Genomic DNA, 14,458 nt, shown 5'->3' with positions numbered 1-14,458 from the left:
GACAACGGAGGAACCGCAATGTCACAAGATCCATTCCTGGAACGAGAAGCAGAAAAATATGAATCCCCAATCCCGAGCCGTGAATTCATTCTGGCCCATCTGGCGAAAAGAGAAACGCCGGCCAGCCGCGAAGAGCTGGCCAAAGAGCTGGATTTAACCGGTGAAGAGGCGCTTGAAGCGTTACGCCGTCGCTTGCGTGCGATGGAGCGTGACGGCCAATTGATATTTACTCGCCGCCAGTGTTATGCGCTGCCGGAACGTCTGGATCTGCTGCGCGGCACCGTTATCGGTCACCGCGACGGTTTTGGTTTCCTGCGCATTGAAGGCAGCAAAGACGACCTGTATTTGTCTGCTGAGCAGATGAAAATGGCGATCCACGGTGATGTGGTGCTGGCGCAGGCGATGGCTGCCGACCGTAAGGGCCGTCGTGAAGCGCGCATCGTGCGCGTATTGGTACCGAAAACCAGTCAAATCGTCGGCCGCTTTTTTATGGACGCGGGAACCGGCTTTGTGGTGCCGGACGACAGCCGTCTCAGCTTTGATATCCTGATCCCCGCCGAGGCCGTCAGCGGTGCGCGCATGGGCTTTATGGTGGTGGTTGAGCTGACCCAACGCCCGACCCGCCGCACCAAGGCGGTAGGCAAGATTGTTGAGATCCTCGGCGATAAAATGGGCACCAGCATGGCGGTGGACATCGCACTGCGTACCCATGAGATCCCGCATGTCTGGCCGCCACAGGTGGAAAAGCAGGTTGCCGATCTCAGCGAACAAGTACCGGAGGCCGCCAAGAAAGGCCGCGTTGACCTGCGTCAACTGCCGCTGGTGACGATTGACGGCGAAGACGCGCGCGATTTCGATGATGCCGTCTACTGCGAGAAAAAACGCGGCGGCGGCTGGCGCCTGTGGGTAGCGATTGCCGACGTCAGCTATTACGTACGCCCTCGCACCGCATTGGATGACGAAGCGCGCAACCGCGGGACGTCGGTGTACTTCCCGTCGCAGGTTATCCCGATGCTGCCGGAAGTGCTGTCCAACGGCTTGTGTTCGCTGAACCCGCAGGTCGATCGCCTGTGTATGGTGTGCGAGATGACCATCTCCGCCCAAGGGCGCCTGTCGACATCCAAGTTCTATGAAGCGGTGATGAGTTCACACGCTCGCTTAACCTACAATAAAGTCTGGCATATTCTGCAGGGCGATCAGGAGCTGCGTGAGCATTATCACCCGCTGGTCAAGCACTTGCAGGAACTGCACACCATGTACAAGGTGTTGGATCAGGCGCGCGCCGAACGTGGTGGCATCGCTTTCGAAACCGAAGAAGCCAAGTTTATCTTTAATGCCGAACGCCGTATTGAGCGCGTTGAGCCAACGGTGCGCAACGACGCCCATAAGCTGATCGAAGAGTGCATGATCATGGCGAACGTCGCCGCAGCGCGCTTTGTCGAGAAACATAACGAACCGGCGCTGTTCCGCGTGCACGATCGTCCAAGCGACGATCACATTACCGCCCTGCGCAGCGTGCTGGGTGAGCTGGGCCTGACGCTGGGCGGCGGTAACAAACCGCAGCCGAAGGACTACGCCACCCTGATGGATGAAGTGGCCGAACGCCCTGATCGCGAAATGCTGCAAACCATGCTGCTGCGTTCGATGAAACAGGCGATCTACGATCCGGAAAACCGCGGGCACTTTGGCCTGGCGCTGGCTTCTTACGGTCACTTTACTTCACCGATCCGCCGTTATCCGGACCTGGCGTTGCATCGTGCGATCAAGTATCTGCTGGCTAAAGAGCACGGCCAGCCGAAAGAGCGCTGGACGCCGACTGGCGGCTGGCACAGCGAGTTCGAAGAAATGCTGCAGCTCGGCGAACACTGTTCAATGGCCGAACGCCGTGCCGATGAAGCGACGCGTAACGTAGCTGACTGGCTGAAATGCGACTTTATGCAGGACCACGTCGGTGAAGTGTTTAGCGGCATTATCGCCAGCGTGACCGGCTTCGGTTTCTTCGTGCGCTTGAACGATCTGTTTATCGACGGCCTGGTGCACGTATCAACGCTGGATAACGATTATTATCGCTACGATAATATTGGTCAGCGTCTGATCGGCGAATCCTCGGGCATGGTTTATCGCCTGGGCGATACGGTGGAGATCCGCGTTGAAGCGGTGCATATGGACGAGCGCAAGATTGATTTTGCTTTGGTCTCCAGCACCCGCAAACCGCGTGGCGAAGGTAAAACCGAACGTGACCGCGCCAAGAACGGCGGCCAACGTACCTTGCGTGACGGTGCCGGCGCAGGCCGCGCTCCGGCATCGCAGCGCAACAAGCGTCGTGGTGGCAAGCCACCGGCCAACTTTGAGCCGGACAGCGCCTTCCGCAAAAAAGACGACGCCAAACCGGCTGACCAGGTGAAGAAAGACAAAAAGGCGAAAGCCAAGAAAGCGTCTGACAAAACCCGGAAAATAGCGGCGGCGACCAAGGCCAAACGCGCCGGCAAGAAGAAAGGTGCTGAGCAGGCTTGATCTGCCGCACGTCATTATCACCGGCTGGCAAACGCCAGCCGCACAGTTAAAAGAGCATCATGAGCGAAATTATTTACGGCATCCATGCCGTCAAGGCCCTGTTAGATAACGATCCGCAACGCTTCCTGGAAGTGTTTATTCTAAAAGGGCGCGACGATCGCCGGCTGCAACCGCTGATCGCCGAGCTGGAAGCGACCGGCATTGTTATCCAGGTGGCGAACCGCCAGTGGTTGGATGAGAAAGTCGAGGGCGCAGTGCATCAGGGAATTATCGCCCGGGTGCGCGAAGGGCGTCAGTATCAGGAAAACGATTTGCCGGGCCTGCTCGAAAGCATAGACACGCCATTCCTGCTGGTGCTGGACGGCGTGACCGACCCGCACAATCTCGGTGCCTGCTTGCGCAGCGCGGATGCGGCCGGCGTGCATGCGGTTATCGTCCCGCGCGATCGTTCCGCCCAGTTGAACGCGACCGCCAAGAAAGTGGCCTGCGGCGCGGCGGAAAATGTTCCGTTGATCCGCGTCACCAACCTGGCGCGTACCCTGCGTTTGCTGCAGGAAATGAACGTCTGGGTCGTCGGCACCGCCGGCGAAGCCGATCATACGCTGTTCCAGAGCAAAATGACCGGCCCGATGGCGTTGGTCATGGGCGCTGAAGGCGAAGGCATGCGCCGCCTGACCCGCGAACATTGCGATGAGTTGATCAGCATTCCGATGGCAGGGACAGTTTCTTCGCTGAACGTCTCGGTCGCCACCGGCATCTGTTTGTTCGAAGCTGTGCGCCAGCGCAGCTGATTTACCCACAGGGGCGCTTGCGCCCCTGCCAATCGCTCACCTTGTGATCCCACCTTCGGCAGAAATTTCCTTACCGACCATAATTACTCCTGACGCTTTAATCAGGGAGCAAGCCGATGGTCTGGACTACGCACACCGTTTTTAACCAACCCAAACCGCTGGGCAACAGCAATCTGTTCCTGTCCGATATGCCGCTGCGTGAAGCGATACAGCGCGAGCAGGCTGGTTGGGACGCAGACGTACTCGCTTCGCTGGGCCAACAGTTGGGCACCCAGGAATCGCTGGAGCTGGGGCGACTGGCCAATGCCAACCCACCGGAACTGCTGCGTTATGACGCTACCGGGCAGCGGCTGGACGACGTTCGTTTCCATCCTGCCTGGCATATTTTGATGCAGGGGCTGATTGCCAACCGGGTGCATAACCTGCCGTGGCAGGAGGATGCCCGTATCGGTGCGTTCGTGGCGCGCGCCGCTCGCTTTGTGCTGCATGCGCAAGTAGAAGCCGGCACCTTATGCCCGGTGACTATGACCTTTGGTGCCATTCCTCTGCTGCAGCGCTCACTGCCTTTAGAATTTCAATCCTGGCTACCACCGCTGTTTTCCGATCGATACGATGCACATTTATCCCCTGGCGGGCAAAAGCGCGGTTTGCTGATTGGCATGGGAATGACCGAAAAGCAGGGTGGATCCGACGTGTTGAGCAATACGACGACCGCCACCCCGTTAACGGCGCGTGGTTCTGGGGAGGCGTACCGGTTGGTGGGGCACAAATGGTTCTTCTCGGTGCCGCAGAGCGATGCGCATATGGTGCTGGCGCAGACCGAAGGCGGCCTGTCCTGCTTCTTCCTGCCGCGTATTTTGCCTGACGGCACGCGCAATGCGATACGGTTGGAGCGGCTGAAAGATAAGTTGGGCAACCGCTCCAACGCCAGCAGTGAGGTGGAGTTCCAGGATGCCACCGCCTGGTTGTTGGGCGAGGAAGGGGATGGCGTGCGGCAAATCCTTAAGATGGGGAGCCTGACGCGCTTTGACTGCGCGTTGGGCAGCCACGGCTTGATGCGGCGTGCGTTATCGGTGGCCTTGTACCATACCCTGCAGCGGCAGGCATTTGGCAAAACGCTTATCGAACAACCGATGATGCGTCAGGTCTTGGGGCGGATGGCGTTACGGCTGGAGGGGCAGACGGCGGCGCTGATGCGCCTGGCGCGTGCTTATGACGGCGCCGGCGACCCTCTTGAGCAGGCATTGTGTCGGGTGCTGACCCCGGCGGCGAAGTTTGAAGTTTGCCGACAAGGGATCCCTTTTGTGGGCGAAGCCATGGAGGTGCTGGGTGGCCTGGGTTACTGCGAAGAGAGCGAACTGCCGCGGCTGTATCGTGAAATGCCGGTGAACAGCATCTGGGAAGGTTCCGGCAACATTATGTGCCTGGACGTGATGCGGACCTGGGGAAGATTGCCGGCAGTACAGGAAGCTCTGGAACGTGAACTTGGCGAAGTTAAAGGGCAGAATCGACATTTTGACCACCAGTGGCGACGGTTGAGCCAACTGATGCGTAAACCCCAGGAGGAGCAGGGACGCGCAGTCACCAGCATGTTATTCAATCTGTTCGCGGCGGCGCAGCTTCTGCGCTACAGTTCACCACCGCTGGCGGAAGCCTGGTGCCAAATGACGCTCGATGCCCGTGGCGAAAGGATACTGCCTGACCGGTTGTGCGATATGCTGTTTGCCCGAGCGATGGGCGGTTAGGGAAACAGTGGCGTCGCAACAGAAAAAGCTTTTTAATTCAGCACTTGGCCCGTAAGGGATACTGACCTCTGACCAGGAAACATGACATGGATATTCTCAGCGCGTTGGCGGCATTCGCCTCTTACTTCTTTAGTGGCTTTGCCATGGTACTGGTGTTCTTGTTTATTTATACCCGCATTACGCCGCATGACGAATGGGCATTGATCAAGGCCGACAACCAGTCTGCCGCCTTCGGGTTCGTCGGTGCCTGCCTGGGGTATGTGATCCCGCTGGCCAGCGCGGCGATCAACTCGATCAGCCTGCTGGACTACTTGCTGTGGGGCGTGGTGGCGTTGGTGGTGCAACTGTTGCTGTTCGCGGCGGTTAAAATCTACATGCCGCGCATCAGCGACAAGATTGAGTCCAATCACCTGGCCGCCGGTATTTTCCTGGGGGGCGTTTCGATCAGCGGCGGCGTGTTAAATGCGGCCTGCATGAGTTATTAAAGATAAAGAATCGCCGAGGCACGCCAGCCGGGCTGGTGCGCCTGTTCCTCCATCCGCAAAATGCGGTAATAGCTTGCTCCATGCTCATCAGCCTTGCGGGCTATGACCTGTTCGACGTCCTGAGGCGAGCCGGAAAGATTATCCAGGGTGATCTGCGCAATTTCACTGAGTGGCGTAACGCGGTCGGCGGGCGCCAGTTCGGCAGATTTGGCGCTGACGTTGAGCAGCCCCACGGAGAGCAGGAGGGCGGTGAGTGCGGCGGAGCGTTTCATGGCGTTCCCCTTCGTCGAACGACCGCTGGTTGCGGCAGGTTGACCGCCAGTGTGCAATATCCAACTTCAGTCTGTGCAAAGCCATTGTAAATATGGTTAAAACGCCGCAGCTTACCGATACAGGATCGCCTGCGAATACCATTGGCCGGGAACGACGGTTTCGCTGTTCATGATGATCATGTAATAGCGTGCGCCGCTGGCGTTGGCCTTCCTGTTAATCTCCGCTTCCACATCCATCGGGCTGCCGTAAACCAGGGCGCTGGTGGTGCCTATCTTTACCAACTCAGAAGTTTGCGCCCGGGTGATCTCCTGTGCCCGATCGGTTGGCGGCGGCGGGGCTTTGGGTGTCGTGGTCATGATGCCGCAGGCGGAAAGCGATGCAGCCAGCGTCAGGGGGAACAGCAGGCGGGAAAGTTTCATGGATACCTCGGGGAAACCGCTATCATGGCTTCAGTGTAACCCAATATAAAGTGGAACAGATTGAGCTAATGCTTTTAGCTCAAGTTTGCCATTATGAAGGCAACAGGTACGCAGAGGGAAAAACGGATGATTGAAATACATGACGAACGGGTGGGCGATGTTGCGGTGATCCATGCTGTGCCGGCGGGGCAGTACCATCAGCCGCTGCCGACAGTGTTTTTCTACCATGGTTACACCTCGTCGAAAGAAGTGTACGCCTACTTTGCCTATGCGTTGGCCAGGGCGGGTTTTCGCGTGGTGCTGCCGGATGCCGATCTGCACGGCGAGCGCTTTGACGGTGATGAACAGCGGCGCTTGGCCAGCTTTTGGGAGATCCTCAAACGCAACATTGACGAGCTACCGGCACTCAAAACGCAGTTTGTAAAGCGTGGCCTGATTGCCGACGGGCGGATCGGCGTGGCCGGCGCCTCAATGGGCGGCATGACAGCTTTGGGCAGCTTTGCGCGCTATCCGTGGATTAAAGCGGCCGCCAGCCTGATGGGGAGCGGTTATTACACCTCGTTGGCCCAGACGCTGTTTCCGCCGCTGGATGAACAGGGCAATCTGTTGACGGTCGCCGGTTTTGAGGCGCGCATCGTCGTGCTGGCGGATTACGGTCTGGAGCATCAGTTGGAAAAGGTGGCCGATCGTCCGCTGCTGCTGTGGCACGGTGATGCGGACGATGTGGTGCCGGCGGCGGAAAGCCTGCGGTTGGCTACCGAACTGCGCCAGAGCGGCTGGGATCGCCAACTGACGTTTATTACCGAACCGGGCGTCAAGCACCGCATTACGCCGTTGGCATTGTCCGCGACCGCAGACTTTTTCCGCCGCGAGCTGTAAAAAAAGCCCCCTGAATAATAGGGGGCCAGGTATTGGCGTTCAGCGAGAGCATCGCCTGTTCTCATTTGCCGCTTGTTGGCGCGGCTTCGTTCCCTGGTGCTGCATTTTCGCTTAGCGATACAGCTCGGCGCTGACGTGAATGGTGCTGTTGCTGTCCGGCTCATGCAGGGCAATGATGCGGTAGGCGGTGGCACCCCGCTGGTCGGCTATTTTGCTCACCTGGCTGGTGGCGTCATCCGGCGATACCACGTTCTGGTTTAGTGTCACGAAACCGACGCTCTGGCGCTGGTCGGCCTCATGCGAAGTGATTTCGGTGGCGGCCATGACGTTGGCGGAAAACAGTAAAGCAATGGCAGTAGCGATGGTAATGCGTTTCATATTTGCCTCTCTTAACCGTTTGCCTCAACGGCCTGACAGCAGGTGCCAGTGCAGCAAAAAGTTATTTATATGCATTGAATGACTTCAAAACTTTTTCGTCGCGCTGTCTGCGGCGGATAAGTACAATTTTAGACCTTCCTGCGGGATTAAAAAGTGCGTGGTTTTGATAGCCTCCTTCAAAAAAAATGAATAAAATTTGCGCATCGATGATGATTTTATTGAAAGATTTTTGGAACTGATGGATCTGCATACATAGGTTCTGCAGAGAGCAAATCGTGCTATTTTTGAATTGGCCTCGCATTACCGATAATAAACCCCACGCTGTCCTTGAGTTTTTCAACCTCCGCAAGTATGATTACGCGTCATTTTTTCAGCCGTACACACATACACGTTCCTTGCTTCCATGGGCCACGGTTGACCCTGACAGGAGGCTGAATAATCCGTAAGGAGCAATTCGATGCGTCATTACGAAATCGTTTTTATGGTCCACCCTGACCAAAGCGAACAGGTTCCGGGCATGATCGAGCGTTACAGTGCTACCATCACTAACGCTGCCGGTCAGATTCACCGTCTGGAAGACTGGGGCCGCCGTCAACTGGCTTACCCGATCAACAAACTGCACAAAGCTCACTACGTTCTGCTGAACGTTGAAGCTCCGCAGGAAGCGATCGATGAGCTGGAAACAAACTTCCGCTTCAACGACGCCGTTATCCGCAGCATGGTTATGCGCGTTAAGCACGCGGTAACTGAAGCATCTCCGATGGTTAAAGCGAAAGACGAACGTCGTGGCGATCGCCGCGAAGACTTCGCTAACGAAACCGCAGATGATGCAGATGCTGGGGATTCTGAAGAGTAATTGCTGCTGTGACGTCTAATCGTCTGGTTTTGTCGGGCACTGTGTGCAAGGCGCCGGTTCGAAAGGTGAGTCCTTCCGGGATCCCCCACTGCCAATTTGTGCTAGAGCACCGTTCGCAGCAAATGGAAGCCGGATTCAGCAGGCAAGCATGGTGCCGAATGCCCGTGGTTGTCAGCGGACAACAGTCACAAGCACTAACTCAAAGATTAACGGTCGGCAGTCAGATAACCGTGCAAGGCTTCGTAAGCTGCCATCAAGGGCGCAACGGGCTGAACAAACTGGTTCTGCATGCCGAGCAGATTGAATTGATAGATTCTGGAGACTAGCCTAATGGCACGTTATTTCCGTCGTCGCAAGTTCTGCCGTTTCACCGCGGAAGGCGTTGTTGAGATTGATTACAAAGATATCGCAACGTTGAAAAACTACATTACCGAAAGTGGTAAAATTGTCCCGAGCCGTATCACCGGTACTCGTGCAAAATACCAGCGTCAGCTGGCTCGCTGCATCAAGCGTGCTCGCTACCTGTCCCTGCTGCCATACACTGATCGTCATCAGTAATCGGCCGCTGTCTATTAACGACTTTAAGAGGATAAGGTAATGCAAGTTATTCTGCTTGATAAAGTAGCAAACCTGGGCAGCCTGGGTGATCAGGTTAACGTTAAAGCGGGCTACGCCCGTAACTTCTTGGTACCACAGGGCAAAGCTGTTCCTGCTACCAAGAAAAACGTAGAGTTCTTCGAAGCACGTCGTGCAGAGCTGGAAGCCAAACTGGCTGACGTTCTGGCTGCTGCTGAAGCTCGCGCAACCAAGATCAACGAACTGGGTTCAGTAACCATCGCGTCTAAATCAGGCGACGAAGGCAAACTGTTCGGCTCTATCGGCACCCGCGACATCGCTGACGCAGTTACTGCGGCAGGCGTTGAAGTTGCCAAGAGCGAAGTTCGTCTGCCGAACGGCGTTCTGCGTACCACTGGTGAACATGAAGTTGAGTTCCAGGTACACAGCGACGTGTTCGCTAAGCTGAATGTAGTTGTGGTTGCAGAAGCTTAATCGCTCCTGCCAGCCAAGTTAAAACGCCAGCCTCGTGCTGGCGTTTTGCTTTTCTGCGCCCGGTAAAACGCGCTACCCTGCGATTACCCTTGGTGAGAAGAGTCAGCGAATGGCAGACATTAACTTACAGCGCGTCTATGACTTTACCGGCCCGGCTCCGGAGAACTGCTATTTGATTGATCGGCTGTGGCCGCGGGGGATAAGCAAGGAACGGTTACAGGGCGTGCAGTGGCTGAAACAGATTGCGCCGGATAACGCACTGCGGCAGTGGTTTCATCAACACGTCGATCAGTGGGAAGAGTTTGACCGCCGCTACCGCCGGCAACTGGCGGAAAACGAAGCCTGGCAGCCGCTGGTGGCGTTATTGCGGCAAGGGCAGGCCCTGACCTTGCTGTACGGCAGTAAAGACACACAGCACAACCAGGGCGTGGTGCTGCGTGACTTCCTGTTGGCTCAATTGGCGGATTAGCGCTCGCGGCGATAACCACCGTCGGCCTGACGGCGGAACAGGGCTTGGGTATTGTCTGCGGTAGTGACCGACAGCGCGGTAATCACACCGTTGGCATCACGTTCGATACGCACTTCCTGACCCACCTTCATATTACTGAGCGGTTTGTCGTTACCTTCCACCTGAGCCATGGCAAAGACTTCGTTCACCGGCAGGCTGTTGTCACGAAATAGCTGCGCCAGTGTTTGGCCTGGCTGGATCTGGTAGCGTTGCCAATTGCCAGCCGGTTCCGGTTCGGCAGCTTGTTGCTGCTGGCCGTTATCTTGCTGATCGGCCTGCAGCGGTATGCCGTTGCCTTGCTGGGTGACCGGGAATGGCTGTTTGTCTGACGAATAGGGCCATAACAGCGCCAACAGCAGGATCGCGCCGAAGATAAGAGTCCAACGACGATGAAAATAGGGCAAGGGTTCCATCCAGCCGAAACTGTCCGGCAGGTGCCAAATCTTCAGCAGTAACGCTTTGATTCCCTGTCCTTTGCCGTTTACCGGCGGTTGCTCTGAATCCGGATCTTCTGCCGCCTCTGGCGCGGAGCCAGGTTTCAGGCGCTGGCTGAAGTTCAGCCAGGTGCGCAGCAACGGCTGGTAGATACGGGTGGTGTTCCTTCTCCTGGGCGAGATTCTGCCCATGGTGACCTCTCTTCAACTGCGTAAAAATGCCACAGTACACATGGTGTACCGCCGGTCCGATTTCCTGCTTTCAGTATAGTCCGCTAACTGTTTGAAGTGAAAGGCAGCAGCAATTCAATGGTTGTCGCGGCAGGCGATATGCCTGGGATCGCGGGAGCGGGCGTTAACAGGAGGTTATTGTTTCTTTTTCTACGACAAAAGTCATCATTCTCCACACAAGATTTTACCCGGCTTTCCGGCGCTGTTATGCTGCGCTTTCGACTTTTTACAGACTAAAGGAAAACCCCATGACAACCCCTTCTTTTGACAGCGTTGAAGCGCAAGCAAGTTACGGGATTGGTTTACAGGTCGGCCAGCAGTTGCAAGAGTCCGGTCTGGAAGGTTTACAACCGGAAGCTTTGCTGGCAGGTTTGCGTGACGCGCTGGAAGGGAATGCCCCGGCGGTTCCGGTAGACGTGGTACATCGTGCACTGCGTGAAATTCACGAGCGTGCGGATGCCGTGCGTCGTGAGCGCCAGCAGGCAATGGCCGTTGAAGGTCAGCAATTCCTGGAAGAAAATGCCAAGCGTGACGAAGTGACGTTGACCGAATCCGGTCTGCAGTTCTCCGTGCTGGAGCAGGGCAATGGCCCAATCCCGTCCCGTCAGGATCGCGTGCGCGTGCATTACACCGGTCGTCTGATTAACGGCGACGTGTTCGACAGCTCCGTAGAGCGCGGCCAGCCGGCAGAATTCCCGGTTAGCGGTGTGATCCCAGGCTGGATCGAAGCGCTGACCCTGATGCCGGTCGGCTCCAAATGGCAGCTGTATATCCCGCACGATCTGGCCTATGGCGAGCGCGGTGCCGGCGCATCCATCCCGCCATTCAGTGCGCTGGTGTTTGACGTCGAGCTGCTGGAAATTCTGTAATTCAATAACAGGTTTCCCTGGGCGCCTTAATGGCGCCCTTGTTTTATGCAGCGCTCAGTGCGCGTGGGAACAGCAGGTTGTTCTCCAGATTGATATGCTCCATCAGGTCGTCGATGAATTCGTCGATGCCGCCATACAGCGCCTGCCAGGTATTGCATGCCCCTTCCGGCGGCGTCATGTTATTGGTAAGGAATTTCACCACCTCCAGCTGTTCTCCCGCTTCGTCATGTTCATGCTCCATCACCGAGATCGGCCCGGCGGCCTGGCGCCCCATACCTTGTTTGATCATCGGGAACAGGATCTGCTCTTCTTTCATCATATGGTTTTCCAGATCCAGCCGGATCAGGTTCAGCTGTTTAGCCAGGCCGCGCGGACAGGCGGGTTTGTCTGAGTGTACCCGCTCAACCTTTTCCGCCATCAGCACCAGTTCGGCCAACTGCTCACGGTGTCTTTGATGGAAGCGCGGCAGAATATAGTCAATGACTTCGCCGAGCGGCGCAGTACGCCAGTCGCGGCTTTGTTCCGGTTTGGCGGCGAGGGTGGCCAGCTCGGTTTCCAGCCGGTCGATATCCAGCCCTCTGCGTTCGGCCGCGCGCTGCAACGTTTGCTTGCCGCCGCAGCAATAGTCCAGATCGTTCAAACGGAACAGGCGGGATGCCCGGGGAATGGCGATAGCGAGAGCGCCGAGGGACTGGTTGCGGTAATCCATGGTAGTGCCTCTTTAAAAAATGAAGGAATCTTATAACATGTATTTTAAATGCAATTTAAAGGGCGCGCCAGAGAGAAAAAGAGGTAGGCGGCCGGGAGGCGTCATTTCCCCCCGGCCTGACACTTATTTACTGCTCAAATCGATCTGATAAACCGCAAAACCAATGCTGTCCGTGCCCTCAGCCTTCATCGGGTACTGCGCATGCGTGTTGATAAACGCGGTGGCTTTCTCACTGGGTGAGGTTTCGAAGCGGATATCCAGCGGCTGTGTACTGCGGAATGCCGCCAGGCGCCAGTTATTATCCACCTGCGGCCGTACCGCACCGTGTTTTTTAGTCTCGGCACCGATATACGCCGCCAGTACCGAACGGTTCTCGTCCGGCGACGCGAAGGCGATGTGTTTATCGCCGGTGCCGGCAAACTTGCCGCCGTAAGCGCGGTAGTTATTGGTGGCAACCAGGAAAGTGGCGTTCGGATCGATCGGCTTACCCTTGAACGTCAGGTGCTTGATGCGTTCTGCCTTGTCGTTGATCAACTGGCATTCGCCGTCGTAGCGCGCCGGCTGGCTGACGTCGATCTGATAATTCACACCGTCAATGACATCGAAGTTATAAGTGCGGAAGCCATCCCAGTTAATCAGGCCTTGCGGCTTGCTGCTGGCGACGTCGATCTGATTGAACTGCCCGGCCGAGCATTCCAGCCATTCCTTCACCTCTTTACCACTGGCTTTCACCACTACCAGCGTATTGGGGTAGAGATAGAGATCGGAAGCGTTGCGGAAGGTCAGCTGGCCTTTTTCCACTTCAACGAAGCTGGCCGGGTCGTTTTTGCGCCCGCCGACCTTGAACGGCGCTGCGGCTGACAGCACCGGCAGGTCCGCCAGATCCGGATCGCCTTGAATGTAGTGCTCAACATAGGCCTTCTGCGCATTGTTGACGATCTGCACTGTCGGATCGTCCTGCACCAGCGCCAGGTAGCTGTACATGTTGTCGTCAGACTTGCCGACCGGCTGGCTGACGAAGTCTCGCGTGCCTTTATGATCCTCTGCCAGCACCTTCACCAGCGCCGCGTCTTCCGCCGCCAGCGATTTCTTGTGCTCTTTGTCGTAGATCGGCCGCGCCTCCGCTTTGGCGGAGGCCACTTTCCAACTGCCGGAGTCGTTGCTCAGTTGCAGATCCACCACGCCGAGGTGATCGCCCCATTGGCCCGGCATGACCGCCGGTACGCCATTCAGCAGGCCTTTTTCAATATCTGCGCCTTTGATAGCGGCGAAGTCCTTGCTCGGGAATACCGCGTGGGCATGGCCGAACATGATGGCGTCAATGCCCGGCACTTGGCTGAGGTAGTACACCGAGTTCTCCGCCATGGCCTTATAGGGTTCGCTGGAAAGGCCGGAGTGCGGGATTGCCACCACCAGGTCGGCGCCCTGTTTGCGCATTTCAGGCACGTAGCCTTTGGCGGTTTCGGTAATATCGTTAACCGTCACCTTGCCCTGCAGATTGGCCTTATCCCACACCAGAATTTGCGGGGGGACGAAGCCGATATAGCCGATGCGTAAAGTATGTTCCTTGCCGTCACGGTCTTTTACCGGCGTATCGACGATAATATAAGGCGTGAATAGCGGTTTTTTAGTTTTAGCGTCGATCACGTTGGCGTTGATATACGGGAATTTGGCGCCGGCAATGGCGTTTTTCAGGTAGTCCAGGCCGTAATTGAATTCATGGTTGCCGATATTGCCGACCACGTAATTCAGCGTATTCATCGCTTTGTATACCGGGTGTACGTCGCCGGGTTTTAGCCCCTTGGCTGCCATATAGTCGCCCAGCGGGCTGCCCTGAATAATATCGCCGTTGTCCACCAGCACCGCATTGGTGGCCTGCTGGCGAGCCTGTTGGATCAGGCTTGCGGTACGCACCAGACCGAATTTATCAGTCGGTTTATCCTTGTAGTAATCGAAGTCCATCATGTTGCTGTGCAGGTCGGTGGTTTCCAGTACGCGCAGATCGACCGTTGCCGCCTGCGTCGAGGCGCAAACCAGCATAGCCAGGGCGGACAACGTCAGCGGACGCTTCATCATTTTTGGTTTTCTCCATTCCATTTTTCGAGTTTTATCGCAGAGGGACATGTAATTAACATTGGTTGTCTCACCAAACTGTGAAGTGTGGCAGAAAATTGGCCGAGGTTAGGCAGGAAATGTCACAGTTGTGACGGCAAAGACTTGAGTAAATACCGATGGTTAAATCGTTGTGATGGATATTCCATGCAAAAAAAACTAGGCTGCTAGCAATGAGGAAGGGGAAATTACCCACGGAACTGCA

Annotated in this window: 17 protein-coding genes; 11 read left to right on the top strand and 6 right to left on the bottom strand. The window is 56.4% G+C overall.

Annotated elements, in window-relative coordinates:
* Nucleotides 1-18 precede the first annotated feature (18 nt).
* From rnr to D4100_RS14230, 4 genes are all read left to right on the top strand, one after another.
* Nucleotides 19-2,514, top strand: coding sequence for a ribonuclease R (gene rnr, locus D4100_RS14245; protein WP_006317450.1), 2,496 nt, complete (start codon nucleotides 19-21; stop codon nucleotides 2,512-2,514).
* A 59-nt stretch (nucleotides 2,515-2,573) separates the two neighbouring features.
* The gene (rlmB, locus tag D4100_RS14240; RefSeq protein WP_006317451.1) at nucleotides 2,574-3,305 is read left to right on the top strand and encodes a 23S rRNA (guanosine(2251)-2'-O)-methyltransferase RlmB; all 732 of its coding nucleotides are present in this window, start codon (nucleotides 2,574-2,576) and stop codon (nucleotides 3,303-3,305) included.
* Between the two features lie 116 nt (nucleotides 3,306-3,421).
* The gene (locus D4100_RS14235; protein WP_119804628.1) at nucleotides 3,422-5,050 is read left to right on the top strand and encodes an isovaleryl-CoA dehydrogenase; all 1,629 of its coding nucleotides are present in this window, start codon (nucleotides 3,422-3,424) and stop codon (nucleotides 5,048-5,050) included.
* Nucleotides 5,051-5,136: 86 nt separating this feature from the next.
* Nucleotides 5,137-5,535, top strand: coding sequence for a DUF350 domain-containing protein (locus D4100_RS14230; protein ID WP_006317453.1), 399 nt, complete (start codon nucleotides 5,137-5,139; stop codon nucleotides 5,533-5,535).
* On the opposite strand, the gene D4100_RS14225 is transcribed toward D4100_RS14230, so the two are convergent.
* The gene (locus D4100_RS14225; protein ID WP_119804627.1) at nucleotides 5,532-5,807 is read right to left on the bottom strand and encodes a YdgH/BhsA/McbA family protein; all 276 of its coding nucleotides are present in this window, start codon (nucleotides 5,805-5,807) and stop codon (nucleotides 5,532-5,534) included. The two genes, D4100_RS14230 and D4100_RS14225, sit on opposite strands and share 4 nt — an antisense overlap.
* 111 nt (nucleotides 5,808-5,918) lie before the next feature.
* The gene (gene bsmA / locus D4100_RS14220; protein WP_006317456.1) at nucleotides 5,919-6,227 is read right to left on the bottom strand and encodes a biofilm peroxide resistance protein BsmA; all 309 of its coding nucleotides are present in this window, start codon (nucleotides 6,225-6,227) and stop codon (nucleotides 5,919-5,921) included.
* Nucleotides 6,228-6,353: 126 nt separating this feature from the next.
* On the opposite strand from bsmA, the gene yjfP reads away from it, so the two are divergent.
* Nucleotides 6,354-7,106 carry an esterase gene (gene yjfP, locus D4100_RS14215; RefSeq protein ID WP_006317457.1) on the top strand — a complete coding sequence of 251 codons (753 nt, stop codon included), beginning with the start codon at nucleotides 6,354-6,356 and terminating at the stop codon, nucleotides 7,104-7,106.
* A gap of 111 nt (nucleotides 7,107-7,217) precedes the next feature.
* On the opposite strand, the gene D4100_RS14210 is transcribed toward yjfP, so the two are convergent.
* Nucleotides 7,218-7,484 carry a YdgH/BhsA/McbA family protein gene (locus D4100_RS14210; protein ID WP_004952740.1) on the bottom strand — a complete coding sequence of 89 codons (267 nt, stop codon included), beginning with the start codon at nucleotides 7,482-7,484 and terminating at the stop codon, nucleotides 7,218-7,220.
* A gap of 457 nt (nucleotides 7,485-7,941) precedes the next feature.
* Here D4100_RS14210 and rpsF point away from each other — a divergent pair, with 457 nt between their 5' ends.
* The 5 genes from rpsF to D4100_RS14180 all read left to right on the top strand — a co-directional run bounded on the left by rpsF (nucleotide 7,942) and on the right by D4100_RS14180 (nucleotide 9,859).
* Nucleotides 7,942-8,340: a 30S ribosomal protein S6 gene (gene rpsF / locus D4100_RS14200; protein ID WP_006317459.1), complete on the top strand. Its 399-nt coding sequence runs from the start codon at nucleotides 7,942-7,944 to the stop codon at nucleotides 8,338-8,340.
* Between the two features lie 8 nt (nucleotides 8,341-8,348).
* Nucleotides 8,349-8,666 (top strand): primosomal replication protein N, encoded by a 318-nt coding sequence (gene priB / locus D4100_RS14195; RefSeq protein ID WP_006317460.1) that lies wholly within the window; start codon nucleotides 8,349-8,351, stop codon nucleotides 8,664-8,666.
* Nucleotides 8,667-8,670: 4 nt separating this feature from the next.
* Nucleotides 8,671-8,898: a 30S ribosomal protein S18 gene (rpsR, locus tag D4100_RS14190; RefSeq protein ID WP_002210155.1), complete on the top strand. Its 228-nt coding sequence runs from the start codon at nucleotides 8,671-8,673 to the stop codon at nucleotides 8,896-8,898.
* Between the two features lie 39 nt (nucleotides 8,899-8,937).
* Nucleotides 8,938-9,390: a 50S ribosomal protein L9 gene (rplI, locus tag D4100_RS14185; RefSeq protein ID WP_006317461.1), complete on the top strand. Its 453-nt coding sequence runs from the start codon at nucleotides 8,938-8,940 to the stop codon at nucleotides 9,388-9,390.
* A gap of 109 nt (nucleotides 9,391-9,499) precedes the next feature.
* Complete coding sequence (locus D4100_RS14180) at nucleotides 9,500-9,859, top strand: DUF488 domain-containing protein (RefSeq protein WP_006317464.1); 360 nt, start codon at nucleotides 9,500-9,502, stop codon at nucleotides 9,857-9,859.
* Here the strand turns inward: D4100_RS14180 and D4100_RS14175 are convergent.
* Complete coding sequence (locus tag D4100_RS14175) at nucleotides 9,856-10,524, bottom strand: OapA family protein (protein ID WP_006317466.1); 669 nt, start codon at nucleotides 10,522-10,524, stop codon at nucleotides 9,856-9,858. The genes D4100_RS14180 and D4100_RS14175 overlap by 4 nt on opposite strands.
* 287 nt (nucleotides 10,525-10,811) lie before the next feature.
* Between D4100_RS14175 and fklB the strand changes: the two genes are divergently transcribed.
* The gene (gene fklB / locus D4100_RS14170) at nucleotides 10,812-11,432 is read left to right on the top strand and encodes a BamJ family beta-barrel-assembly machinery protein (protein ID WP_006317468.1); all 621 of its coding nucleotides are present in this window, start codon (nucleotides 10,812-10,814) and stop codon (nucleotides 11,430-11,432) included.
* A 43-nt stretch (nucleotides 11,433-11,475) separates the two neighbouring features.
* On the opposite strand, the gene ytfE is transcribed toward fklB, so the two are convergent.
* Complete coding sequence (ytfE, locus tag D4100_RS14165; RefSeq protein WP_119804625.1) at nucleotides 11,476-12,141, bottom strand: iron-sulfur cluster repair protein YtfE; 666 nt, start codon at nucleotides 12,139-12,141, stop codon at nucleotides 11,476-11,478.
* A gap of 123 nt (nucleotides 12,142-12,264) precedes the next feature.
* Nucleotides 12,265-14,217, bottom strand: coding sequence for a bifunctional 2',3'-cyclic-nucleotide 2'-phosphodiesterase/3'-nucleotidase (locus D4100_RS14160; RefSeq protein ID WP_006317478.1), 1,953 nt, complete (start codon nucleotides 14,215-14,217; stop codon nucleotides 12,265-12,267).
* Nucleotides 14,218-14,458 lie beyond the last annotated feature (241 nt).

This window comes from Serratia inhibens (assembly GCF_003591175.1).
In the GTDB taxonomy this organism is placed as follows: Bacteria; Pseudomonadota; Gammaproteobacteria; order Enterobacterales; family Enterobacteriaceae; genus Serratia; species Serratia inhibens.
Note: the sequence above shows the minus strand (reverse complement) of the source record. Positions and strands in the feature narration are given on the sequence as shown.

Excerpts from the sequence above, each read along its gene's own strand:
- rpsF (WP_006317459.1), top strand. The coding sequence starts at position 7,942 with ATGCGTCATTACGAAATCGTTTTTATGGTCCACCCTGACCAAAGCGAA.
- D4100_RS14230 (WP_006317453.1), top strand. The coding sequence starts at position 5,137 with ATGGATATTCTCAGCGCGTTGGCGGCATTCGCCTCTTACTTCTTTAGT.
- rpsR (WP_002210155.1), top strand. The coding sequence starts at position 8,671 with ATGGCACGTTATTTCCGTCGTCGCAAGTTCTGCCGTTTCACCGCGGAA.
- rplI (WP_006317461.1), top strand. The coding sequence starts at position 8,938 with ATGCAAGTTATTCTGCTTGATAAAGTAGCAAACCTGGGCAGCCTGGGT.
- D4100_RS14160 (WP_006317478.1), bottom strand. The coding sequence starts at position 14,217 with ATGATGAAGCGTCCGCTGACGTTGTCCGCCCTGGCTATGCTGGTTTGC.
- D4100_RS14175 (WP_006317466.1), bottom strand. The coding sequence starts at position 10,524 with ATGGGCAGAATCTCGCCCAGGAGAAGGAACACCACCCGTATCTACCAG.
- D4100_RS14210 (WP_004952740.1), bottom strand. The coding sequence starts at position 7,484 with ATGAAACGCATTACCATCGCTACTGCCATTGCTTTACTGTTTTCCGCC.
- rnr (WP_006317450.1), top strand. The coding sequence starts at position 19 with ATGTCACAAGATCCATTCCTGGAACGAGAAGCAGAAAAATATGAATCC.
- yjfP (WP_006317457.1), top strand. The coding sequence starts at position 6,354 with ATGATTGAAATACATGACGAACGGGTGGGCGATGTTGCGGTGATCCAT.
- rlmB (WP_006317451.1), top strand. The coding sequence starts at position 2,574 with ATGAGCGAAATTATTTACGGCATCCATGCCGTCAAGGCCCTGTTAGAT.
- bsmA (WP_006317456.1), bottom strand. The coding sequence starts at position 6,227 with ATGAAACTTTCCCGCCTGCTGTTCCCCCTGACGCTGGCTGCATCGCTT.
- D4100_RS14180 (WP_006317464.1), top strand. The coding sequence starts at position 9,500 with ATGGCAGACATTAACTTACAGCGCGTCTATGACTTTACCGGCCCGGCT.
- fklB (WP_006317468.1), top strand. The coding sequence starts at position 10,812 with ATGACAACCCCTTCTTTTGACAGCGTTGAAGCGCAAGCAAGTTACGGG.
- D4100_RS14235 (WP_119804628.1), top strand. The coding sequence starts at position 3,422 with ATGGTCTGGACTACGCACACCGTTTTTAACCAACCCAAACCGCTGGGC.
- D4100_RS14225 (WP_119804627.1), bottom strand. The coding sequence starts at position 5,807 with ATGAAACGCTCCGCCGCACTCACCGCCCTCCTGCTCTCCGTGGGGCTG.
- ytfE (WP_119804625.1), bottom strand. The coding sequence starts at position 12,141 with ATGGATTACCGCAACCAGTCCCTCGGCGCTCTCGCTATCGCCATTCCC.